21 protein-coding genes are annotated in these 20,957 nt (G+C 72.1%); 12 read left to right on the top strand and 9 right to left on the bottom strand.

Features of this window, described 5'->3' with window-relative positions; genetic code table 11:
- Positions 1-236 precede the first annotated feature (236 nt).
- From ACZ4IF_RS08030 to ACZ4IF_RS08020, 3 genes are all read right to left on the bottom strand, one after another.
- Entirely contained in the window at positions 237-1,250 is a 1,014-nt protein-coding gene (locus tag ACZ4IF_RS08030; protein WP_467560626.1) for a D-cysteine desulfhydrase family protein, read from the bottom strand.
- Positions 1,251-1,405: 155 nt separating this feature from the next.
- On the bottom strand, positions 1,406-3,094 hold the full coding sequence (locus ACZ4IF_RS08025) for a carbohydrate binding domain-containing protein (protein WP_467560624.1): 1,689 nt from the start codon (positions 3,092-3,094) through the stop codon (positions 1,406-1,408).
- Between the two features lie 142 nt (positions 3,095-3,236).
- A complete protein-coding gene (locus tag ACZ4IF_RS08020; protein ID WP_467560622.1) occupies positions 3,237-4,409 on the bottom strand; it encodes an ATP-grasp domain-containing protein in 1,173 nt (390 codons plus the stop codon).
- Positions 4,410-4,672: 263 nt separating this feature from the next.
- Between ACZ4IF_RS08020 and ACZ4IF_RS08015 the strand changes: the two genes are divergently transcribed.
- The gene (locus ACZ4IF_RS08015; RefSeq protein WP_467560620.1) at positions 4,673-5,572 is read left to right on the top strand and encodes a metallophosphoesterase family protein; all 900 of its coding nucleotides are present in this window, start codon (positions 4,673-4,675) and stop codon (positions 5,570-5,572) included.
- A complete protein-coding gene (locus ACZ4IF_RS08010) occupies positions 5,520-6,209 on the top strand; it encodes a 4'-phosphopantetheinyl transferase family protein (protein WP_467560618.1) in 690 nt (229 codons plus the stop codon). Before ACZ4IF_RS08015 ends, ACZ4IF_RS08010 begins: the two co-directional genes overlap by 53 nt.
- On the opposite strand, the gene ACZ4IF_RS08005 is transcribed toward ACZ4IF_RS08010, so the two are convergent.
- Positions 6,200-6,436 (bottom strand): hypothetical protein, encoded by a 237-nt coding sequence (locus tag ACZ4IF_RS08005; RefSeq protein ID WP_467560616.1) that lies wholly within the window; start codon positions 6,434-6,436, stop codon positions 6,200-6,202. The genes ACZ4IF_RS08010 and ACZ4IF_RS08005 overlap by 10 nt on opposite strands.
- Positions 6,437-6,819: 383 nt before the next feature.
- Here ACZ4IF_RS08005 and ACZ4IF_RS08000 point away from each other — a divergent pair, with 383 nt between their 5' ends.
- On the top strand, positions 6,820-7,863 hold the full coding sequence (locus ACZ4IF_RS08000) for an alpha/beta fold hydrolase (protein WP_467560614.1): 1,044 nt from the start codon (positions 6,820-6,822) through the stop codon (positions 7,861-7,863).
- A 24-nt stretch (positions 7,864-7,887) separates the two neighbouring features.
- Here the strand turns inward: ACZ4IF_RS08000 and ACZ4IF_RS07995 are convergent, their stop codons facing one another.
- From ACZ4IF_RS07995 to ACZ4IF_RS07985, 3 genes are read right to left on the bottom strand one after another with little or no spacing between them, the layout of a single operon-like run.
- Positions 7,888-9,105, bottom strand: a complete 1,218-nt coding sequence (locus tag ACZ4IF_RS07995) for an MAB_1171c family putative transporter (protein WP_467560612.1) — start codon at positions 9,103-9,105, stop codon at positions 7,888-7,890.
- A gap of 12 nt (positions 9,106-9,117) precedes the next feature.
- Positions 9,118-9,648: a toxin-antitoxin system, toxin component gene (locus ACZ4IF_RS07990; RefSeq protein ID WP_095937784.1), complete on the bottom strand. Its 531-nt coding sequence runs from the start codon at positions 9,646-9,648 to the stop codon at positions 9,118-9,120.
- Positions 9,649-9,680: 32 nt separating this feature from the next.
- The gene (locus tag ACZ4IF_RS07985) at positions 9,681-10,331 is read right to left on the bottom strand and encodes a helix-turn-helix domain-containing protein (protein ID WP_467560610.1); all 651 of its coding nucleotides are present in this window, start codon (positions 10,329-10,331) and stop codon (positions 9,681-9,683) included.
- Positions 10,332-10,553: 222 nt separating this feature from the next.
- Here ACZ4IF_RS07985 and ACZ4IF_RS07980 point away from each other — a divergent pair, with 222 nt between their 5' ends.
- Positions 10,554-11,216, top strand: coding sequence for an MmyB family transcriptional regulator (locus ACZ4IF_RS07980; protein WP_467560608.1), 663 nt, complete (start codon positions 10,554-10,556; stop codon positions 11,214-11,216).
- A 4-nt stretch (positions 11,217-11,220) separates the two neighbouring features.
- On the opposite strand, the gene ACZ4IF_RS07975 is transcribed toward ACZ4IF_RS07980, so the two are convergent.
- Together ACZ4IF_RS07975 and ACZ4IF_RS07970 are read right to left on the bottom strand one after the other, a co-directional pair.
- Complete coding sequence (locus ACZ4IF_RS07975; RefSeq protein WP_467560606.1) at positions 11,221-12,000, bottom strand: cache domain-containing protein; 780 nt, start codon at positions 11,998-12,000, stop codon at positions 11,221-11,223.
- Positions 11,957-12,763 (bottom strand): FadR/GntR family transcriptional regulator, encoded by an 807-nt coding sequence (locus tag ACZ4IF_RS07970; RefSeq protein ID WP_467561111.1) that lies wholly within the window; start codon positions 12,761-12,763, stop codon positions 11,957-11,959. Before ACZ4IF_RS07970 ends, ACZ4IF_RS07975 begins: the two co-directional genes overlap by 44 nt.
- A gap of 134 nt (positions 12,764-12,897) precedes the next feature.
- Here ACZ4IF_RS07970 and ACZ4IF_RS07965 point away from each other — a divergent pair, with 134 nt between their 5' ends.
- The 8 genes from ACZ4IF_RS07965 to ACZ4IF_RS07930 all read left to right on the top strand — a co-directional run bounded on the left by ACZ4IF_RS07965 (position 12,898) and on the right by ACZ4IF_RS07930 (position 20,935).
- A complete protein-coding gene (locus ACZ4IF_RS07965) occupies positions 12,898-13,935 on the top strand; it encodes an ABC transporter ATP-binding protein (protein WP_467560604.1) in 1,038 nt (345 codons plus the stop codon).
- A 36-nt stretch (positions 13,936-13,971) separates the two neighbouring features.
- Positions 13,972-15,171, top strand: a complete 1,200-nt coding sequence (locus ACZ4IF_RS07960) for an ABC transporter substrate-binding protein (protein ID WP_467560602.1) — start codon at positions 13,972-13,974, stop codon at positions 15,169-15,171.
- 9 nt (positions 15,172-15,180) lie between these two features.
- Complete coding sequence (locus tag ACZ4IF_RS07955) at positions 15,181-16,071, top strand: ABC transporter permease (RefSeq protein WP_467560600.1); 891 nt, start codon at positions 15,181-15,183, stop codon at positions 16,069-16,071.
- Between the two features lie 10 nt (positions 16,072-16,081).
- On the top strand, positions 16,082-16,897 hold the full coding sequence (locus ACZ4IF_RS07950) for an ABC transporter permease (RefSeq protein ID WP_345655632.1): 816 nt from the start codon (positions 16,082-16,084) through the stop codon (positions 16,895-16,897).
- A gap of 66 nt (positions 16,898-16,963) precedes the next feature.
- On the top strand, positions 16,964-18,121 hold the full coding sequence (locus tag ACZ4IF_RS07945) for an NAD(P)/FAD-dependent oxidoreductase (RefSeq protein WP_467560598.1): 1,158 nt from the start codon (positions 16,964-16,966) through the stop codon (positions 18,119-18,121).
- Entirely contained in the window at positions 18,118-18,417 is a 300-nt protein-coding gene (locus ACZ4IF_RS07940; RefSeq protein WP_359488240.1) for a (2Fe-2S)-binding protein, read from the top strand. The genes ACZ4IF_RS07945 and ACZ4IF_RS07940 overlap by 4 nt, the downstream gene beginning before the upstream one ends.
- Positions 18,410-19,879, top strand: coding sequence for an FAD-dependent oxidoreductase (locus ACZ4IF_RS07935; RefSeq protein ID WP_467560596.1), 1,470 nt, complete (start codon positions 18,410-18,412; stop codon positions 19,877-19,879). The genes ACZ4IF_RS07940 and ACZ4IF_RS07935 overlap by 8 nt, the downstream gene beginning before the upstream one ends.
- Before the next feature lie 147 nt (positions 19,880-20,026).
- Positions 20,027-20,935 carry a dihydrodipicolinate synthase family protein gene (locus ACZ4IF_RS07930; RefSeq protein ID WP_467560594.1) on the top strand — a complete coding sequence of 303 codons (909 nt, stop codon included), beginning with the start codon at positions 20,027-20,029 and terminating at the stop codon, positions 20,933-20,935.
- Positions 20,936-20,957: the final 22 nt, after the last annotated feature.

The following is a 20,957-nucleotide window of genomic DNA, read 5'->3' as shown; positions in this document are numbered from 1 at the left end:
TCCGCGATCGGCAAGGGCCTTGAGGCGTCGGGGGAGGCTGATGGCCGAGGCGGTGCGGCCGCCCAGAGGGCCCCCGGACGCGGTGCCCTCGCCCCGGGGACCGGGCGGTCCGGCCGACGGCGGGTACACCGCCCCGCCCCGCGCCCGGTCGAATCACCGGTGTTCGTCCTGTCGTCCGTGCGCTCCGGACCGGTCCGCCCGGGCCGCGGATCCTTCGGCCGAACTCCCGCCCAGGCTCAGGCAGTTGGCGCGTGTCCGGGGTCATCCGGAGGACTGAGCAGCGCGGCGCCCGCCCGGGCGAGCGTGGCGGGATGGCCGAAGAGGCCGGGCAGCCCCCCGGTGTGCAGGAAGACGGTGCGCCGTCCTGGGGCGATGTCGCCGTCCGCGACGGCCGCGATCAGCCCCGCCATCGCCCGCCCCGTGTAGATCGGGTCGAGGACGATGCCCTCGGTGCGCGCGGCCAGGGTCAGGGCGTTCATCACCGGCTCGCCAGGCGTGTCGTATCCGTCGCCGACCTGGTCGAGCCGCAGCCGCGGGGCCTCGGTGACGCCCCGCGTCCCGGACAGCTCGCCGACCAGTTGCGTCACCGTCCCGGCGGGGTCGGCTACGGCGCCGCAGTGCACGCCGAGGACGCGGGAGGCCCCGAGGTGCGCGACCAGGCCGGCCATGGTGCCGCCCGAGCCGAGCGCCACCACGACGGTCGCCAGGTCCGGTGCCTGGTCGAGGAGTTCGCGTGCGCACTCGACGTAGCCGCGGGCACCGAGCGCGCTCGATCCGCCGAAGGGGATCAGCGCCGGCACCTCGCCGCGCGCCCGCTCCTCCTCCACCACCCCGCGGGCGCGGGAATCCAGCGGCTCGCCGTCCTCGGCCCAGACGACCGTGGCGCCGAAGAGTCCGTCGAGCGCCAGGTTGCCGGAGGCCGTACCGCCGGGTGCCCCGGCCAGCACGAGGACGACGCGGAGCCCGAGCCGGGCACCGGCCGCCGCGGTCAGGCGCGCGTGGTTGCTCTGCGGCGCACCCGTGGTCACCAGCGTCGTCGCGCCCTCGGCCAAGGCCGCGCCGCACGTCCACTCCAGCTTGCGGATCTTGTTGCCACCGCCGCCGAGGCCGGTGAGGTCGTCGCGCTTGACCCACAGGTCCTCGGGTCCGAGGCCGAGGGCGCGGGCCAGCCGGGGCGCGGGTTCCAGCGGCGTGGGCCAGGTGCCCAGCGGGGCGCGTGGCGAGGTGTCGTCCTCGCGGTCGGTCGTCATTGCCACGGGCCTTTCCGACGGTTCCGGTGTCGCGGCGAGAGTAACCCGTGACCTGCCCGGATCCTCGGCTCGGGGCCCTCGTGCGGACGGCGGTGGGCCGCCCGGGTGTCCGGGCGGCCCACCTGTTTCTCCTGCTCCGTCCTCCTGGCGGTCCGTCAGCCGGTGAAGCCCGCGGTGATGGAGGTGAACTGCCAGGTGCTCTGGCTGATGCCGGAGCAGTTGCTCACCACGCCGCCGCCGGGGCAGGGCCGGTCACGGTTGACCGCCCAGAAGGCGAGCCGCGCGATGTGGTGGGAGTTCGCCCAGTCGCGGATCTGCGTCCAGATCGCCGGAGTGGTGTTCTCCTGCTGGTCGGAGAGGCCGTTCATGCCGGAGATGCCGATGTGCGAGTAGGCCGTCGCGTCGTCCCAGCCGAAGGTCGACTTCAGCTTGGCCTTCAGCCCCTCGGTGGCGTTCACCGTGTTGCCGTACATGTCGGAGCCGCCGCCGAAGTCGAACGGCATGATGGTGAAGACGTCGATCCCCGCGTTCAGGGACTGCGCCTGCTCGATGAGGCGGTTGCCGTAGTACGTCGGGCCGGTCGTCGAGGTGCCGAAGGTGACGATGGTCTTCAGGCCGGGGTTGTTGGCCTTGACCGTCTTCAGCGCGGTCAGGATCTTCGCCTGCACGGCCTCGTTCTCGAACTCGTCCGTGTTCTCGATGTCCATGTCGATCGCCTTGAGGCTGTAGGCGTCGATCACCTTCTGCAGGGCTCCGGCGAGCGCGCTCGCCGAGGAGCAGTTGGCGCCGAGCTTGCTGCCCTGCCAGCCGCCGAAGGAGGGGACGATGTCACCGCCCGCGGAGCGGATCTGGTTGATGGCGGTCTGGTCGACGCCGCCGGTCAGCGCCCGGTTGCCGTCCCAGGCGGGGTTGCAGCCGCCCGAGTCGAGCACGAACGCCATCGTGAACCACTTGACGCCGGTCGCGTTCATGACCGTGGTCGGGCTCGGCGGGTCGCCCCAGCCCTCGAACAGGTAGGGCGCCGCCTGCTTGAAGCCGGTGCCGCCGCTACCGCCCGCGTTCGTCGTCACCGACACGGCGTTGGACGCCGGGGAGGTGTTGCCGGCCGCGTCCCGCGCCTTGACGGTGAAGGTGTAGGCGGTGCTCGGGGAGAGTCCGCTGACGGTGGCGCTGGTGCCGGACACCGTGAGCACCTGGTTGGAGCCGGTGTAGACGTCGTAGCCGGTCACGCCGACGTTGTCGCTCGACGCGCCCCACGACAGGGAGACGCTCGACGAGGTCTTGCCGGTGGAGGTCAGGTTCGTGGGGGCGGTCGGCGCCTGGGTGTCGGAGCCACCGCCGCCGCCCGGCCCGTCCAGGCTGATGTCGTCGGCGTTGTAGGTGCCCTGCGCGTACCAGCCGTGCACGTAGATCTTGGCGCTGGTCTGCGAGGCGCCGGTCGTGAAGGACACGGTCAGCTTGCTGTAGGCCGAGGGGGACGTCGTCCAGGTGGAGGCGCCGCCGTCCACGCCGAGGTACACGTAGCTCCCGCGCACCCAGCCCGAGAGGCTGTACGTCGTGTTCGGCTGGACCGACACGGTCTGGGTGCACTGGGCGTTGTCACTGGCGCTCACCGCTCCCGAGAGAGCCTTGGAGCCGCCGTGCACGGGGCTGGAGACGACGGAGCCCAGGTTGCCGGAGCAGGACCAGGGGGAGAGGCTTCCGGTCTCGAAGCCGGGGTTGGACAGGATGTTGGCGGCCTGCGCCGTGCCGGGGAGGGCGACCGCCCCGGCCAGGGCCAGCGCGGCGGTGCCGAGCAGGGCCAGGAAGCGATGTCTGGAACGTCTGAGGTCTGCGATGCGCACGCGATCTCCCTGAAGAAATGGGGGTGTTCGGGAGTGCTGAGAGGTGCGCAACCAAGTTGGTATGGACCAATCTCGCTGTCAAGACGCTGCGCGAGAATTGGTCCAGACCGGTAGAGGTGCCGGGGGAGGGGGGAGGGGGACGCTAGGCGGGCTGGATGGCCGTCGTCGCGGGCGCGCCGGCCGACGCGGACGGCCCGCCGGGGGAGGGGACCGCGGGCTCCGGGGCCGGGGCCGGGGCCGGCACGGCGGGCAGTGACGGCACGGGCGACTCGGTCCGCTGCTGCGGCAGCGACACCGGACGCACCGCACGGGGCCCCGAGACCACCGTGTAGTCCTTCCCGAGGGATGCCGGAACCACCTCGCCCGTCTCCTCGCCGAGCGCCAGCCGCACCGCGGCCCAGGGAGCGTTGACCCCGCACAGGGCCAGCTGGTGCAGACCGCCGGCCGGACGCGTGTTCACGTCCATCAGGACCGGCTGGTCCCCGAACATGCGGAACTGGATGTTCGACAGATAGTGCAGTCCGAACGCCTCCGCGAGCAGCCGCGCGGGCTCGGTCCACGACGGGTGCAGCGTGAAGCCGCGGCGCCGCCCGTTCTTCGTGCGGCCCACCGCCATGCGGACCCGCCCGTCCGGCGCGGTCAGGCAGTCGACGGACACCTCGGGCTGCTCCAGCCGCGGCATCACCAGCCAGTCCACGGGCTCGTCCGCCTCGCGCAGCGCCGCCACGACCAGGTCCAGCGGCACGAAGGGGCTCGGGAAACCACTGAGGTGCGCGAGCGAGAAGGGAGCCCGCGTGATGACGCGGAAGCCCACTCCGCCCGCTCCGGCCGCCGGCTTGAAGCAGGCCTTGTGACCCGCGGCCTCCAGCGTCTCGACGGCCGTGAGGAGCTCCTCCTCGGTGCGCACCCGCCACCACGGCGGTACCGGCACACCCACCGCCTGCACCGCCTGGTACGCGGTGGCCTTGTCCTGGAAGACGGCCACCGCCTCGGGGGGCGGGGCCAGCAGAGCCGTACCGAGCGCGGCGAACTCGGCGCGCTGGGCCACGATCGCGGCCTGGTGCAGGACCGGCACGAACACGTCTATGGAGTGACGCGCGCACTGGTCCAGGGCGTACTCGACGTAGGCGCGCGGGGACAGGCCCTCGGGCTCCAGCTCGGCGGTGTCGGCGGCGGCCAGCACGGGGGAGTCCGGGTCGCCGTGCGTGGCATGGATCTCGACCGTGCGGCCCTGCGGATTACTTCGCAGCTGATCCATGAAGAACACGTTCTCCGCGTACGTGCGGTTGAGCCAGACGCGTACGCGGAAATCCATGCAGGCCGCCTTTCGGGGGTTCACGGGCACGGCGGAGCGGGCCGTGCCCGGCCAGGGAGAGGGAGGAACACCAAGCCGCCGTACGCCAAGAGAGGTTCGTGGCAGCCGTGTTGGGGCGATCATAAGGGGCGCGCACCCCCCGTACGGCTACGGGCGTGTTACGGATTTCCCGGGTGTCGTGTCCGGGCATCCTTGTCCCGTGCCGGGCGTATGTGTTCTTGTGTTGCCATTCGTCTTCTACGGGGGTGCGGAGAGTGCGGTCGATGGACGCCGGGCACGGGAATCTGCTGGCCATCAGCGATCTGCACATCGGATACCCCGAGAACCGCGCCCTGGTCGAGAAGATGCACCCCGAGACCGACGAGGACTGGCTGCTGGTCGCCGGTGACGTCGGAGAGCTCGTCGGCGACATCCGGTGGGCCCTGCAGACCCTCGCCGCACGCTTCTCCAAGGTGATCTGGGTGCCCGGCAACCACGAGCTGTGGACCCATCCGAAGGACCCCGTGCAGCTGCGCGGCGTCGCCCGATACGACCACCTGGTCGCCGTCTGCCGGGAGTTGGGCGTCATCACCCCCGAGGACCCCTACCCCGTCTGGGAGGGGCCCGGCGGACCCGTGGTCGTCGCCCCGCTCTTCCTGCTCTACGACTACTCGTTCCTGCCGCAGGGCTGCGTGACCAAGGCGCAGGGACTGGCCTACGCCGAGGGAACGGGCGTGGTCTGCACCGACGAGCACGTGCTCCACCCCGACCCCTACCCCAGCCGCGACGCCTGGTGCCACGCCCGGGTCGCCGAGACCGAGCGCAGACTCGCCGAACTGCCCGACGACCTGCCGACCGTCCCGGTCAACCACTACCCGCTGGACCGCCATCCGACGGACATCCTGCGCTACCCCGAGTTCGCCATGTGGTGCGGCACCCGGCGGACCGCCGACTGGCACCGCAGGTTCCGTGTGGAGGCCATGGTCTACGGTCATCTCCACATCCCCCGGACCACCTGGCACGAGGGCGTGCGCTTCGAAGAGGTGTCCGTGGGTTATCCCCGAGAATGGCGCAAGCGCCCCGGACAGCCGGGCACGCTGCGCCGCATTCTGCCGATGGAGGTCGGAGCCGGTGATGGAGGAGCTGCTCCCGGAGTCGGCCGTGGCAGTGGAGAGCTACGGTGACGACTGGGCCGAGGGCGCGAGCCTGTACCCCGAGGAGCAGGCGCTGCTGACACGGGCCGTGCCGAAGCGGCGGCGGGAGTTCACCGCCGTGCGCGCCTGCGCCCGCCGTGCCATGGAGAAGCTCGGGGTACCCCCCGCCCCCGTCCTGCCGGGCGAGCGCGGAGCACCCCAGTGGCCCGCCGGCCTGATCGGCAGCATGACGCACTGCGACGGCTATCGCGCCGCCGCACTCGCCCGCGCCGGCGACCTGGCCTCCCTCGGCATGGACGCCGAACCCCATCAGCCGCTCCCGGAGGGCGTCCTGGAGGCCGTGGCCCTGCCCGCGGAGAGGGGCCGCCTCGACCGGCTCGCCGCCGAGCACCCCGCGGTCCACTGGGACCGGCTGCTGTTCAGCGCCAAGGAGTCGGTCTACAAGGCGTGGTTCCCGCTCACCGGGAAGTGGCTGGACTTCTCCGAGGCCGACATCGACCTCCTCCCGCACCCCGGCTCCCCGGGCCAGGGCCCCTCGGGTCGCCTGCGCGCACGGCTGCTGGTCCCCGGGCCCCTGGTGGACGGCCGGCGCGTCGAGGTCTTCGACGGACGCTGGACCGTCCAACGGGGCCTGGTCGGCACGGTCGTCACCGTGCCTCACGCCTGAGTGGTCTCCGGGCACCAGGTCTGCAACAGCCGGAAGAACGCCTCCTCATTGCCCGCGAGACCTGCCGCCGCCAGGGCACGCTCCGCCTCCGCGAGCACGGCGGGAGGCACCACGGGTGGTCGGCGCCCGTCCGGCGGACCGTCGAAGGCGGCTCGTACGGTCTGGAGGAGGCGGAGGTAGGCCTGCACGGCGGCGCGTTCGTGATCGGTCAGTACGGCGGTCGGCATCGGACGGCTCTCCCCGGGTCGGCTGGTCGTGTCAGGTGCTGCCTGACTCCAGCTTGCCGTCCGCCACTGACAATCCCGTTTCGGTACGTGGAGGTTCGCCCGCTTAGCGGAGGCGAAACATCACGGAAATCCCTTGTGGAACAGGGGCCCTAGGCTGGAGGGGAGAGCCTCGGGGCCGCCCTCGCGACGGCCGGACGGCGCCTGCCCGGGACCGTGCCGGCCGCCCGAACGACGGGCGGGACGCAGTCGCGACCGGCGGCGCGCGGACCGCTTGACGGGCGGCCCGGCCGGCCGGCCGGACGGTGTGCCGAGGAGGACGCGGGACGCCCGTAGGAACGGCGTGGGAGCCGCCGCACGGCGGCGTGGCGACAGGAGGTGGGCCGGTGGCCGACGCACCGCTCGGACGACCGCGGAGAACCGTGCGCCTGCGCTCCGTGGGCGACGGGGAACTGCGCCTGCACCACCGCGTCGTGCACGGCTACCGACGCGCCTACCGGATGGCCGGCGAGGGCCCCGCGCTCGTCCTGATCCACGGCATCGGCGACTCGTCGGCGACCTGGGCGGAGCTGATCCCCGACCTGGCCCGCACCCACACGGTGATCGCGCCCGACCTGCTCGGCCACGGCGCCTCCGACAAGCCGCGGGCCGACTACTCCGTCGCCGCCTACGCCAACGGCGTACGCGATCTGCTGGCCACGCTCGACATCGAGTCCGCCACCCTGGTCGGCCACTCGCTGGGCGGCGGCGTCGCGATGCAGTTCGCCTACCAGTACCCCGAGCGCACCGAACGGCTCGTCCTGGTGAGCGCGGGCGGCGTCGGCGGCGAGGTCAACCCCGTCCTGCGTGCGGTCTCGCTGCCCGGCGCGCACCTCATGCTCTCCGCGCTGCGGCTGCCCGGCATGCGCCTGCAAGTAGGCCTGTTCGCCCGGCTCATGAGCCTTCTCGACACCGATCTCGGACAGGACGCGCCCGAGTTGCTGACCCTGGTGGACGCGCTGCCCGACACGACCTCCCGCAGCGCCTTCATCCGCACCCTGCGGGCCGTCGTCGACTGGCGCGGCCAGGCGGTCACCATGCTCGACCGCTGCTACCTCACGGAGGGCATGCCCACGATGCTGCTCTGGGGCGACCGGGACAGCGTGGTGCCCGTCAGACACGCCCACGGCGCGCACCGGGCCATGCCGGGCAGCCGGCTGGAGGTCTTCGAGGGCGCGGGCCACTTCCCCTTCCACAGCGACCCGGCACGCTTCCTGGCCCTGGTCGAGGAGTTCACCACCACCACGGCCCCCGCGGACTGGAGCCGTGAGCACTGGCGCGAGCTGTTGCGAGCGGGCCGCCCGGGCACGAGCGTGGGGCGGCCGGACACGCCCCAGAACCGCGCGGTGGAGCGGGACCTGCGCGAGGCGAGCGAACGCAGCGCCACATGAGGTTCCGCCAGGCCCCGGGGGCGTCTAGCTGGTGCGCTCCCGGACGTCGCGCTCCGGACGCCTCGGGGCCCGCCCGCGGGCGGCCGCCACGACCGGGGACTCGCGCAGGGCGATGGACATGCCCACCAGGTCGCGCGGCCCGTCGGTGGACGCGACCTGGGCGGCCGGCCCTCCGGCGGCCTCCGTCGAGCCGATGACCCTGCCCTCCGGGTCGGCGGCTCTGGCCCGTACCGCGGCCGTCACCATCACCGCGTCCGCCTCGGCCTGCGCCCGGGCGGGCGGCGATCCCGCCGCCACGGCCGCGTCGTAGGCGTCGGAGCGCACCTCGGAGTCGAAGTAGGGGTACAGGCTCAGCATGCCGTCGTGGATGTCGGACTCCCGCTGGGTGACCTGGAGTTCGGCGGGGGACCACCAGGAGATGCGCACCGCCCGGTCCTCGTCCACGGCGACCGGTTTCAGCTCGCGCCACAGCGGACCCAGCCTGCGGTACGTCGACCAGGTGTTCCAACTGTCCCCGATGCGCTGGCAGGCCAGCGGGACGCAGAAGCCGACCGCGGTGATCTGGGCTCCGGCGGAGGCCAGCACCGGCGCCACGTTGGTGCTCAGGCCGTCCAGGTCGCCGCCGTTCCAGCGGGCGACCACGGCGATGAACTTGGCCGCCGAGTAAGGGATGTTGCACAGCGAGCCGAACGCGATGATGACCAGTCCGGCCCGCAGCCAGCCGTGCACCTGGAGCGCCCAGCGCCAGCACATGATGTTCATCGCGATGCCCGCGGTGGACAGCGCCACGAGGTACAGCACGATCATCTCGCGCAGGAACGGCGTGTTCGCGTAATAGGTGTCGAAGTCACGCAGCCGCTCCTCGGGGGCGTCCCCGAGGGCGAAGAGCACGATCAGCGCCGCACCCACCAGGCTGTATCCGGCGATCCAGCGGCGCGAGAGGCGGCGGGTCACCTCGGGCCGGCCGCCACGCCAGTTGATGATCAGCACCAGACAGGAGGCGCTGAAGGCACTCAGCAGGCAGTAGACCAGTGGCGCCGAGACGTTGGGGATCCCGGTGACCTCGTTGACCTTGCCGATGGTGGGCGGGGCCGCGAAGAGGAACACCAGGCCCGCGAGCGCCAGGAGCACACCGACGGAGCGCAGCAGCGGATCGCGCCAGCCGCGCAGGAGCGCCGGGCCCTTGAAGGCGATGGCGGCACCCATGGCGGCGGCGGGGATGTAGTAGCTGGATCCGTCCATGTTCCGGGACCTTCAGCCCTGTGGTCCGCGGTAGCCCAGCGACGCCTCGATGCGGCCGGCCAGACCGTCACGCTGCACGGGCCCGCGCAGCGGTGAACCGGCGAGCCAGGTACGGCACTTGCTGGCGAGCAGCAGGCCGAAGCTCTCGGCCTCCTTCTCGTCGTCCATGTCGAAGCGGGTGCGCGCGGCCACCTTCAGGACGGTCTCCTGGAGGTCGGCGCCGTCGCTCAGTAAACGGGCTGCGACGGCGGCGCCCTCGACGTGGTGGCTGCAGTGCCCGGCCTTCATGTGCCACAGCTCGTGGCCCAGGATGACGAGTTGGTGGTCCGGCGCGGTACGTTCCTCGATGACGACGAGGTCCTGTTCGGCCATGTCGAGCCAGAGTCCGCTCGCGGTGCCGGGCGGAAAGGCGGCGGTGCGGAACTGGACGGGGCGGCCCCGGCGTCTGCTCATCGCGCCGCACAGCGCCGCGTACAGCTCGGCGGGTTCCGCCGGTGCCGGGAGCGACAGCTCCGCTACCAACTCGCCGCACAGGCGGCGCATTTCCCTTCCGATGCCCACAGTTCTCCCCCGGCTCACGACTCTGGCCGTTTGACGCTCTCCAGGAGCATGTCCAGCCACTCGGCGACCTTGTCCCGGTGCTGGTCGGTGGGCAACTGCGCGGCCCGCCAGGCGATTCCGCGGACGCCGTGGTCCAGGAGCAGCCGCTCCAGTGGGTCGGCGGCGGCCGCCGCGCGTTCGCGGTCGGCGAGTCTTTGCAGGAGTTCCTGCTCCGAGCGCTGGAGGGCGCTCACGAGGGCCTCGGAGTCCTCGGCCGTGAGGAATCCGGCGTGCACCCGGAAGAAGCGCTGGATGGCGTCGCAGTGCTCCATGGTGGGGCGCCGGTCGCCGTTGATGAGGGCACCCGCCTGCTGGCGCGACATGCCGGCGCCGTCGGCGATCTCCTGCTGGGTGTAGCGGCGTCCGTTGGGCTTCAGACGGGTGCGGCGCAGCAGGTCGAGTCGTTGCAGGAAGCGGGCCTGGAGGTCGGGTTCGCCGGCGTGGCGGCCGCTCAGCAGGGCCTTCACCACGGGTTCGGGGACGCCGGAACCGGCGGACAGGCGCTGGATGTCGAAGACCTCGGAGAGCTGGACGCCGAGCCTGTTGGCCAGGTCGCTGACCCGGGTCACGACGGCCTGCAGCAGAACCGTCGCCGTGGCGCCCGGAACCTCGAAGCCATCCGTCACCGACAGATCTCCTACGTCTCTCTACAGGTCGCTCTCAAGAAGGTCAGGAACCAACGGGAGACTAGCCCCTCGGTCGAACTCACATCCAGGTCTCGCCACAACTGTGGCGAGATTCAGCCGTCAACGGTCGCCAAATGCCACGATAGTTGACACGCCTGTGCCCTGGGCAGCAGGATCGGGGCGCCGCGTGAAGGCCGCAGAGGCAAGAGGGGTGACCTCCCGATGGCGTACCAGGCAGGAAGGCAGCGGTCCCAGCCGCGACCTGTCCCCGAGACCGTCGAAGCTCAGGCGTACCTCCAGGACTACGCAGCCCTCCTCGAAGCCGTTCAGTTCCCCTCCGTCGTCTTCGACCACCGCTGGGACGTCGTCCTGTCGAACGCGGCGTTCGAGACACTCTTCGGCGGCGTCGGAGCCCATCCGACGGCCATGCCGAGTGACAACTTCCTGCGGTTCGTGCTGTTTCACCCGGACGCGAGCACGGTTCTCGGCGAGCACGAGTCGAGCTGGTGCCTGCCGATGCTGGCGCACTTCGCCGCCGCCGTGGAGCGGCACGGCCAGGACCGCGGCCTCCAGTCGATCCGCCGGGAGATCGCCCAGGACCCCATCATGGACGCCGCCTTCCGGCACGGGCTGCCCCACTGGATCCGCGCGGTCGGCCCGGACGCCGTCGAGCACGACGGCGCCGTACGTCCCCTGGTGCACCCCGATCCCCGCTGGGGCCGTACGGACTGCCGGATCGTCGACGACACCCCCAAGACCCTGCGGGACATGGGGTACACGCGGATGACCCTGGTCCTGCGGGACGCGGGCCGGTCCCTGCCGGGCGGCGGGCCGCGCAAGTCCCGCACCACGCGCAACGGCGCGGCGGAGCTGCGGGCGGTCTGAGCGCTCAGTCGTCCGGTGTCACGAGTACCAGCGGTACGCCGTCGCACGGCACCAGCCGCAGCCCCTCGAAGCGCGCGCTCCGCCCGGCCGCGAGGACGGCCCCGAAGTCCGGCCCCCGGGTGAGGGAGCCGGCCAGGTGGCTGGGGTCGGCGGAGGCGGCGACCCGGCCGCGGGCGTTCACCAAGTGGGCGGGACCCGGGAGCCGTTGGAGCAGCGGGACGACCGCCGCCTCGAAGTGCCGCAGATACACGTCGGCCGCGGCGACCCCCACGAACCGGCCCTCCACGTGCACGGGCGCCGACAGCGTCAGGCTGTACTCGTCGGAGCACAGGTAGTCGACGTAGGGCCCGGCGACGGCGCGCTGTCCGGTGTCGCGGGGGAGGGCGAACCAGTCCCAGTGCGTGTAGTCGGAGTACGCCGAGTGCCGCGGGTCGAGGTCGAGCAGCAGCGGTCGTACGTCGCCGTCGGGGCCCGTCTGCCACCATTCCAGCCACGCCGGTACGTCGGCGAGCAGCCCCGGCGCCGCGACGAACCCGGCGCCCGACACCAACTCCTGCCGGGCGAGGCGCAGATGGAGTCCCGGGCGCAGTGCCGCCAGGTCGACGGTGGCGGGCCGGTCGCCCCGCGTGGCGACCCGGGTGAGCAGGGCCGCGGTGTCGGCGCGGGTCTCGGCGACCGCCTCGAAGACGGCCTCCAGTGTGGAGCGGACCTGCGCGGCGACGGCCGCCCGCGGTGTCGCGTCAAGCGTCGCCGTGGCGCCGACCCGGCCGGGGCTCCTGCTCATGGGTGCCCTCCAGCGGACGGGGACCGGACGTGGTGCGCGGCATCGCGAGGCGGAGGGCGATGAGCCGCGCCGTCGAGTCCTGGACGCACCGCTCGGCCAGCGTTCTGGCCGATTCGTGGGCCCCATCTTGCACCGCCGAGATTACGGAGCGGTGACGGTCGGCGACTTCTTCACGATATTCGTCGTCCCCGAGCACGAGACACAGCAGTGCGCCCACATCCGTCTGGAGCGCGACCTGTTCGCGGGTGAGCCGGGCGGACTGCGCGGCGGCGGCGAGTTCGACGTGGAAGCGGCCGTAGACGCGGCTGCGCGCGGCGGCGTCCTCGGCGGACGCGAGCTCCTCCAGGGTGCGTCGCAGTGGTTGGAGGTCGGCCGGTTCGGTGCGCTGCGCGGCGAGCCGGGCCGCCGCCCCCGTGACGGCCGCCCAGTGGTCACCGAGATCGCGCAGCTCCTCGGTGCTCCAGCCGGCCAGCCGGGCCAGCAGCCGCTCCTCGCCGGGGACCTCGGGCAGGGACACGAAGCTGCCGCCGCCGCGGCCCCGGCGCGTGGTGACCAGTCCCTGCTGCCGCAGCGCCATCAGCGCCTCGCGCAGGGTGACCGTGGACACGCCGAGCTGCCCGGCCAGCTCCATCTCGCCGGGCAGCTGCTCCCCGTCGGCGAGGAGTCCGAGCTCGATGGCGTCGCCGAGCCTGCGGACCACCGTCTCGACCCGGGCGCGGTTGTCCACGGGTGTGAAGACGGCTCTGCGGACACCGTCGCCCATGTGTTGCTTCACGGTCACCACCTCGTGCGTTGACTCAACCTTTACTCTAAGGGGGTCTTGAGCTTTGAACTATGACTTCATATCTTTCCGGACAGTGTTTCAACGTGGACATGGACCAGAAAGGTTCCCCACCCATGCAGGGATTGGCGATCCGGCTCCAGGGCCTGCGGAAGGCGTTCGGAGAGACGACCGCCGTGGCCGGAGTCGATCTGGACATCACCGACGGCGAGTTCTTCTCGATGCTCGGCCCGTCCGGATCGGGCAAGACGACGGTGCTGCGGATGATCGCGGGCTTCGAGACCCCGACCGCCGGCCGCATCGAACTGGCGGGTCAGGAGGTCACCGGCCTCGCCCCCTTCGAGAGGGACGTGCACACCGTCTTCCAGGACTACGCCCTGTTCCCGCACATGACCGTCGAGCAGAACGTCGCCTACGGCCTCAAGGTGCGCAAGGTGCCCAGACCGGAGCGGCTGGTGCGGGCCCGCAAAGCGCTCGCCGACGTACGGCTCGAAGGGTTCGGCAAACGACGCCCCGCCCAGCTCTCCGGCGGCCAGCGCCAGCGCGTGGCACTCGCCCGTGCCCTCGTCGGCCGCCCCCGGGTGCTGCTGCTCGACGAGCCGCTCGGCGCCCTCGACCTCAAACTGCGCGAGCAGATGCAGGTCGAACTCAAGGCGATCCAGCGCGAGGTCGGCATCACCTTCGTCTTCGTCACCCACGACCAGGAGGAGGCCCTGACGATGAGCGACCGCATCGCCGTCTTCAACCAGGGCCGCGTCGAACAGATCGGCACCCCGGCCGAGATCTACGAACGCCCCGCCACCGGCTTCGTCGCGGGCTTCGTCGGCACCTCCAACCTCCTCGAAGGGGCCTCGGCGGAGCAGGTCGTCGGCGCTCCCGGCACCTACAGCATCCGGCCCGAGAAGATCCGGGTCCTCAAGGAGTCCGCCGACGCCGACGAGCCGGAACACTCCACCGCCACGGGCACCGTCGTCGAGGTCGTCTACCTGGGCGACTCCACCCGCTTCCTCGTGGACCTCGACGCGGGCGGTCGCCTCACCGCCCTCCAGCAGAACCTGGAGACCTCCTCCGAGGACGTCGCTGCCCTCCGCGGCACCCGGGTCCGGCTCCAGTGGCACCGCCGTCACGCCTTCAAGGTCCCCGACCCCCGCTGACCCCACGTTCAGTCCCCGTCACGTATGGAGTACGTCGTGCGCCTCACCCGAACCCTCCCAGCAGCCGCCGCCGTCGCGGTGCTCCTCGCGGCCACCGCCTGCGGGTCGTCCGACTCGGGCGGCTCCTCCTCGTCCACCGGACTCAACCCGCCCGACCTGAAGGCGCAGTCGAAGCTCGGCAAGACCGAGGGGCAGGTCAACCTGATCGCCTGGGCCGGTTATGTCGAGGACGGCTCCAACGACCCGAAGGTCGACTGGGTGAGCGACTTCGAGAAGCAGACCGGCTGCCAGGTCAACTCCAAGGTCGCGGCCAGCTCCGACGAGATGGTCAAACTGATGAAGACCGGCCAGTACGACGCCGTCTCCGCCTCCGGCGACGCCTCGCTGCGCCTCATCGCCTCCGGCGACGCGGCTCCGGTCAACACCGGCCTCGTGCCGAACTACAAGAACGTGTTCAGCGGCCTGAAGAACGGCGGCTGGAACTCCGTCGACGGCCAGATGTACGGCATCCCGCACGGCCGGGGCGCCAACCTCCTGATGTACAACACCGAGAAGGTCACGCCCGCCCCCACCTCCTGGTCCGCCGTCTTCGACGACGCCGCCGCGCACAAGGGCCACGTGACCGCGTACGACTCGCCCATCTACATCGCCGACGCGGCGCTGTACCTGAAGTCGGCCCGGCCCGAATTGAAGATCAAGGACCCGTACGCCCTCGACCAGAAGCAGTTCGACGCGGCCGTCGACCTGCTGAAGAAGCAGAGCGCGAACGTGGGGGAGTACTGGAGCGACTACCTCAAGGAGATCTCCGCGTTCAAGAGCGGCGACTCCGTGATCGGCACGACCTGGCAGGTCATCGCCAACCTCACGCAGGACGAGGGCGCGAAGGTCAAGGCCTTCGTGCCCGAGGAGGGCTCCACGGGCTGGTCCGACACCTGGATGCTCTCCGCCGAGGCCAAGCACCCCAACTGCGCCTACAAGTGGATGGACTGGATCATCTCACCGAAGGTGAACGCCCAGGTCGCCGAGTACTTCGGCGAGGCCCCGGCCAACACCGAGGCGTGCGCCGAGACCAGCGACAAGTCGTTCTGCGACACCTTCCACGCCGCCGACGAGGGCTACTGGAAGAACATCGCCTTCTGGAACACGCCCATCGAGCAGTGCCTCGACGGCCGCACCGACGTCAAGTGCGTCCCGTACGCGAAGTGGGTCCAGGCCTGGACCGAGATCAAGGGCTGAGAGACACCCATGACCTCCACCGCGCAGACCGCCGGACGGTCCCCCGTCCGGCGGCTCGCCGGGAGCCTGCACCGCCGGCCGCGGCTCAGGCTGTCCCTGCTCCTGACCGCGCCCCTGCTCTGGCTCGCCGTGCTCTACCTGGGCTCGCTGGCGGTGCTGTTCGTCTCGGCGTTCTGGACGACCGACTCCTTCACCTCCGAGGTCGTGAAGGTCTGGTCGACCGACAACTTCCACGAGCTGTTCACCACGCCGGTCTTCCGGCAGGTGATCCTGCGCAGCATCGGCGTCGCCCTCGCGGTCACCGCCCTGTGCGCGTTGATCGCCTTCCCGGTCGCCTTCTTCACGGCCCGGATCGCCAGGCCCAAGTGGCGTCCGCTGCTCGTCGTCGCCATCCTCACCCCGCTGTGGGCGAGTTACCTCGTCAAGGTGTACGCCTGGCGGCTGATCCTCTCCCAGGGCGGACTCGCCGACTGGATGCTGGAGCCGTTCGGGCTGAGCGGACCCGGCTTCGGACTTCCCGCGGCGGTCATCGCGCTGACCTACCTGTGGCTGCCGTACATGATCCTGCCGATCCACACGGCGCTGGAGCAGCTGCCCGACAACCTGCTCGACGCGTCGGCGGACCTGGGCGGGCGCCCCGCGCGCACCTTCCGCTCGGTGGTGCTGCCGATGGTGCTGCCGTCCGTGGCCGCGGGCTCGGTCTTCACCTTCTCCCTCAGCCTCGGCGACTACATCACCGTGCAGATCGTCGGCGGCAAGACCCAGCTCATCGGCAACCTCGTCTACTCCAACATCGAACTGAACCTGCCCATGGCCGCCGCGCTCGGCACGGTCCCCGTCGTGGTCATCGTGGTGTACCTGCTCGCGATGCGCCGCACGGGCGCCCTGAGCAGCCTCTGAGGAGCCCGCAGTGCAACTCTCCCGTCCCGCGCGCATCGCGCTGCGCGTCGCCGCCGGGCTCGGCTTCGCGATCATCTACGTGCCGCTCGCGCTCGTCCTGGTCAACTCCTTCAACCCGGACCGCAGCGCGAGCTGGCCCCCGCCCGGCCTCACCACCCACTGGTGGTCGACCGCCTGGCAGAACGAGGGCGCCCGCGCGGCACTGTGGGTCTCGGTGAAGGCGGGTCTCGGCGCCACGGCCATCGCCCTGGTGCTCGGCACGCTGATCGCCTTCGCGGTGGCCCGGCACCGGTTCTTCGGGCGCGACGCGATCTCCTTCGTGGTCGTCCTGCCGATCGCGCTCCCCGGCATCGTCACCGGCATCGCGCTCAACTCGGCCTTCGGCACGGTGCTCGAACCGCTCGGTGTGGGCCTCGGCATGTTCACCGTGATCGTCGGACACGCCACCTTCTGCATCGTGGTCGTCTTCAACAACGTGGTGGCCAGGCTGCGGCGTACCGCGGGATCGTACGAGGAAGCCGCCATGGACCTCGGTGCGAACACCTTCCGGGCCTTCGCGGACGTCACCTTCCCCCTGGTGCGCTCCGCCCTGCTCGCGGGCGGAATGCTCGCCTTCGCGCTCTCCTTCGACGAGATCGTGGTGACGACGTTCACCGCGGGACCCGGCATCGAGACCCTGCCCATCTGGATCTTCAACAACATGACACGGCCTCAGCAGGCCCCGGTCGTCAACGTCGTGGCGGCGGTCCTCGTCCTGCTCTCGGTGATCCCGATCTACGCGGCGCAGCGGCTGTCGGCCGACACGGCGACCGGGAGCAGGATCTGAGGGTGCCGTGGGGATCCTCTCCGCGGCACCCTGTGCGCGCACAGAAGTATGTGACATAGTACTGGCGTGGCCAAGCCATTTACCTGCGATGTCGTGGTCGTCGGAGCCGGAATGGTCGGCGCGGCCTGTGCGCTGTACGCGGCCCGCGCGGGCCTCGACGTCACCGTGGTGGACCGCGGCCCGGTGACCGGCGGCACGACCGGCGCCGGCGAGGGCAACCTGCTGGTCTCCGACAAGGAGCCCGGACCCGAACTCGATCTCGCCCTGCTGTCCGGGCGGTTGTGGTCCGAGCTCGCCGCACAGGACGGACTCGGACCGGCGATCGAGTACGAGGCCAAGGGCGGCGTGGTGGTGGCCGCCACGCCCCGGGAACTGGCCGCCCTGGAGGCCTTCGCGGACGGCCAGCGGGCGGCCGGGGTCACGGCGGAGCCGGTCGCGGCGGACCGGCTCCACGACCTGGAACCGCACCTGGCCCCGGACCTGGCGGGCGCCGTGCACTACCCGCAGGACTCCCAGGTGATGCCCGCCCTGGCCGCCGCCCACCTCGTACGCGCCTCGGGAGCGCGACTGCTCACCGGGCGGACCGTGACCGCGGTGCTGCGCGCGCCGGCCGGACAGGTCCGCGGCGTACGCACCGACCGGGGCGACATCCACGCCCCGGCCGTCGTGAACGCGGCCGGGACCTGGGGTGCGGACGTGGCCGGTCTCGCGGGCGTCCCGCTGCCGGTGCTGCCCCGGCGCGGATTCGTCCTCGTCACCGAGCCGTTGCCGCGCCGGGTGCGCCACAAGGTCTACGCGGCCGACTACGTCGCCGACGTGGCCAGTGACTCGGCGGCCCTCCAGACGTCGCCCGTCGTCGAGGGGACGGCGGCGGGGCCGGTCCTGATCGGGGCGAGCCGAGAACGGGTCGGATTCGACCGCTCGTTCTCGCTGCCCGTCGTCCGGGCACTGGCCGAGGGCGCGATTCGGCTCTTCCCCTTCCTGGCGGAGGTGCGCGCGCTGCGGACGTACCTGGGCTTCAGGCCGTACCTGCCGGACCACCTGCCCGCGATCGGCCCCGACGCCCGGGTCCCGGGACTTCTGCACGCCTGCGGGCACGAGGGCGCGGGCATCGGACTCGCCACAGGGACCGGGCAGTTGATCGCGCAGGTCCTGACCGGCGCGGCTCCCGGCCTCGACCTCACCCCGTTCCGGCCCGACCGCTTCCCCGAGGAGGCCGCGTGAATCCGCTGCGACGGACCGGGGCCCGGCCGGGCCCCGCCTTCACCGTCACCCTCGACGGCCGGGAGATCGAGGCGCTGCCCGGCCGGACCGTGGCCGCCACCCTGTGGGCGGCGGGCGTCACGTCCTGGCGCGCCACGCGCGGCGCGGGCCGTCCGCGCGGTGTCTTCTGCGGCATCGGCGTCTGCTTCGACTGCCTGGTCACCGTCAACGGCCTCCCCAACCAGCGGGCCTGCCTGGTCCCGGTGCGACCCGGCGACGAGATCCGTACGCAGGAGGGCACGGGCCACGATGACTGACCGCCCCCGCCTCGCCGTCGTCGGCGCCGGCCCGGCGGGCCTCGCCGCGTCCCTGGCCGCGGCGTCCCGCGGCATCCACGTCACCCTGGCCGACTCGGCGGCACAGGCGGGCGGACAGTTCTACCGCCGGCCCGCGGCCGCGCTGGGCGCGCTGCGGCCCGAGGCGCTGCACCACGAGTGGCACACCTGGGAGAGGCTGCGCGACGGGCTCGCCTCGGCGGACTCCGTCGAGCACCTGCCGGACCGTCATGTGTGGTGCGTGGAACGGCGGTCCGACGACTTCGTCGTGCACGCCCTGCTCGGCCCCGACCAACGGGAGTCCGCGTCCGTGCGGGCCGACGCCGTGCTCCTCGCCACCGGCGGGTACGAGAAGGTCCTGCCCTTCCCCGGCTGGACGCTTCCCGGGGTGGTGACCGCTGGAGGGGCGCAGGCGATGCTCAAGGAGGGACTGGTGGTCCCGGGACGGACCGCTGTCGTCGCCGGGACGGGTCCGCTGCTGCTGCCCGTGGCGACCGGGCTGGCCGGGGCGGGCGTCGAGGTGGCCGCGCTCGTCGAGTCCGCCGACCCCTGGGCGTTCGCGCGCCGGGCCGGGGCGCTGGCGGCTCTGCCGGGCAAGCTCGCCGAAGCCGCCGGGTACACCGCCCGCCTCCTGCGGCACCGTGTCGCGCTCATGCCCCGGCACACCGTGGTGGCGGCCCACGGCGAGCGGCGGGTCGAGGCCGTGACCGTCGCCGCGCTCGACGGTGAGGGACGGGTCGAGGCGGGCACCGAACGGCGCATCCCGTGCGACACGCTGGCCGTCGGGCACGGCATGCTGCCGCACACCGACCTCGCCGAGTCGCTCGGCTGCCGCGTCGAGGGGCTGCGGGTGTACGCCGACGACGAGCAGCGCACCGATGTGCCGGGCGTGTGGGCGGCCGGCGAGACCACCGGCGTGGGCGGCTCGGCGCTGGCCCTCGCCGAGGGACACATCGCGGGCCGCTCGATCGCCGCCCGGCTGACCGGCCGGGTGCCCGACCCGCGGGAGTGGGCCCCGGCGGCGAAGTCCCGCAGGCGCCGGCGGGCGTTCTCCACGCTGCTCGACACCCTGTACGCGCCCTCGGCGCACTGGACGGACCAGGTCACCGACGACACCGTCGTGTGCCGCTGCGAGGAGGTCTTGGCCGGGGAGATCCGCACGGCCGTCGCGGAACTCGGCGCGGGTGACGTCCGGACGGTGAAGCTGCTCACCCGCGCCGGGATGGGCTGGTGTCAGGGCCGGATGTGCGAACCCGCCGTCGCGGGACTCGTCGGGTGCGAACATTCCCCGGCGCGGCGGCTGTTGGCCCGGCCGGTGCCGCTCGGAGTGCTCGCCCGGGCGGGTGAGCCGCGGGAGGACCGAGGCGGTGAGCCGCGCGAGGACCGAGGTGACGATCCGCAGGCAGACAGAGGCGGTGAGCCGGGGGTGGACCAGGGCGGGTGAGCCGCCGTCGGCCCGGGTGGGCCGGCCGGCCCGAGGGCCGACTTCGTGCGGCGCTCAGCCGCCCGCGGGTGCACAGGAAGACGGCCGGCGGGTGACCGGCGCGCCGAGAGTCAGTGAAATGTCACACCCTACCGAGAGGACCTGATCATGACCTCCATCGAGAACCGTCCCTGGCACGGAGTCCTCGTCGCCACCGCACTCCCGCTGAACGACGACCTCTCCGTGAACTACGCGAAGTTCGCCGACCACTGCGCCTGGCTCGTCGAGAACGGCTGCGACGGCGTCGTACCGAACGGCTCGCTCGGGGAGTACCAGGTGCTCATGCCCGAGGAGCGCGCCAAGGTGGTCGAGACCGCCGTCGCGGCGATCGGCGGCGAACGCGTGATGCCCGGCGTCGCCGCCTACGGTTCCGTCGAGGCGCGCCGCTGGGCCGAGCAGGCCAAGGACGCCGGCTGCCGGGCCGTGATGCTGCTGCCGCCGAACGCCTACCGTGCCGACGAGCGGTCCGTCCTCGCCCACTACGAGGCGGTCGCCGGGGCGGGCCTGCCGGTCGTCGCGTACAACAACCCGATCGACACCAAGGTCGATCTGGTGCCCGAACTGCTCGCCAAGCTGCACGCCGCCGGATTCGTCCAGGGCGTCAAGGAGTTCTCCGGAGACGTGCGGCGCGCCTACCGGATCGCCGAGCTCGCCCCGGAACTCGATCTGCTGATCGGGGCCGACGACGTCCTGCTGGAGCTCGCCGTCGCCGGGGCGAAAGGCTGGGTGGCCGGCTACCCGAACGCGCTGCCCGCGGCGAGTGTCGAGCTCTACCGCGCCGCCGTCGACGGTGACCTCGACACCGCGGGCCGGCTCTACCGCCTGCTGCATCCGCTGCTGCGCTGGGACTCCCGGGTCGAGTTCGTGCAGGCGATCAAACTGTCGATGGACGTCGTCGGCCGTCACGGCGGCCCGGTCCGTCCGCCGCGCGTCCCGCTGCTGCCCGAGCAGGCGGCCGCCGTGCGCTCCGCCACCGAGCAGGCCGTCGCCGCCGGACTCGTCCGCACCCACGGCTGAGCCCCCGACCCCGAGGAGAGCC

It is taken from the genome of Streptomyces sp. NPDC025784 (assembly GCF_055558435.1).
Note: the sequence above shows the minus strand (reverse complement) of the source record. Positions and strands in the feature narration are given on the sequence as shown.

What these genes read in the sequence shown, in the direction of transcription:
- ACZ4IF_RS08030 (WP_467560626.1), bottom strand. Translation starts at nt 1,250, where the DNA reads ATGACGACCGACCGCGAGGACGACACCTCGCCACGCGCCCCGCTGGGC.
- ACZ4IF_RS08020 (WP_467560622.1), bottom strand. Translation starts at nt 4,409, where the DNA reads ATGGATTTCCGCGTACGCGTCTGGCTCAACCGCACGTACGCGGAGAAC.
- ACZ4IF_RS08015 (WP_467560620.1), top strand. Translation starts at nt 4,673, where the DNA reads ATGGACGCCGGGCACGGGAATCTGCTGGCCATCAGCGATCTGCACATC.
- ACZ4IF_RS08005 (WP_467560616.1), bottom strand. Translation starts at nt 6,436, where the DNA reads ATGCCGACCGCCGTACTGACCGATCACGAACGCGCCGCCGTGCAGGCC.
- ACZ4IF_RS07995 (WP_467560612.1), bottom strand. Translation starts at nt 9,105, where the DNA reads ATGGACGGATCCAGCTACTACATCCCCGCCGCCGCCATGGGTGCCGCC.
- ACZ4IF_RS07990 (WP_095937784.1), bottom strand. Translation starts at nt 9,648, where the DNA reads ATGCGCCGCCTGTGCGGCGAGTTGGTAGCGGAGCTGTCGCTCCCGGCA.
- ACZ4IF_RS07980 (WP_467560608.1), top strand. Translation starts at nt 10,554, where the DNA reads ATGGCGTACCAGGCAGGAAGGCAGCGGTCCCAGCCGCGACCTGTCCCC.
- ACZ4IF_RS07975 (WP_467560606.1), bottom strand. Translation starts at nt 12,000, where the DNA reads ATGAGCAGGAGCCCCGGCCGGGTCGGCGCCACGGCGACGCTTGACGCG.
- ACZ4IF_RS07970 (WP_467561111.1), bottom strand. Translation starts at nt 12,763, where the DNA reads ATGGGCGACGGTGTCCGCAGAGCCGTCTTCACACCCGTGGACAACCGC.
- ACZ4IF_RS07965 (WP_467560604.1), top strand. Translation starts at nt 12,898, where the DNA reads ATGCAGGGATTGGCGATCCGGCTCCAGGGCCTGCGGAAGGCGTTCGGA.
- ACZ4IF_RS07955 (WP_467560600.1), top strand. Translation starts at nt 15,181, where the DNA reads ATGACCTCCACCGCGCAGACCGCCGGACGGTCCCCCGTCCGGCGGCTC.
- ACZ4IF_RS07935 (WP_467560596.1), top strand. Translation starts at nt 18,410, where the DNA reads ATGACTGACCGCCCCCGCCTCGCCGTCGTCGGCGCCGGCCCGGCGGGC.
- ACZ4IF_RS07930 (WP_467560594.1), top strand. Translation starts at nt 20,027, where the DNA reads ATGACCTCCATCGAGAACCGTCCCTGGCACGGAGTCCTCGTCGCCACC.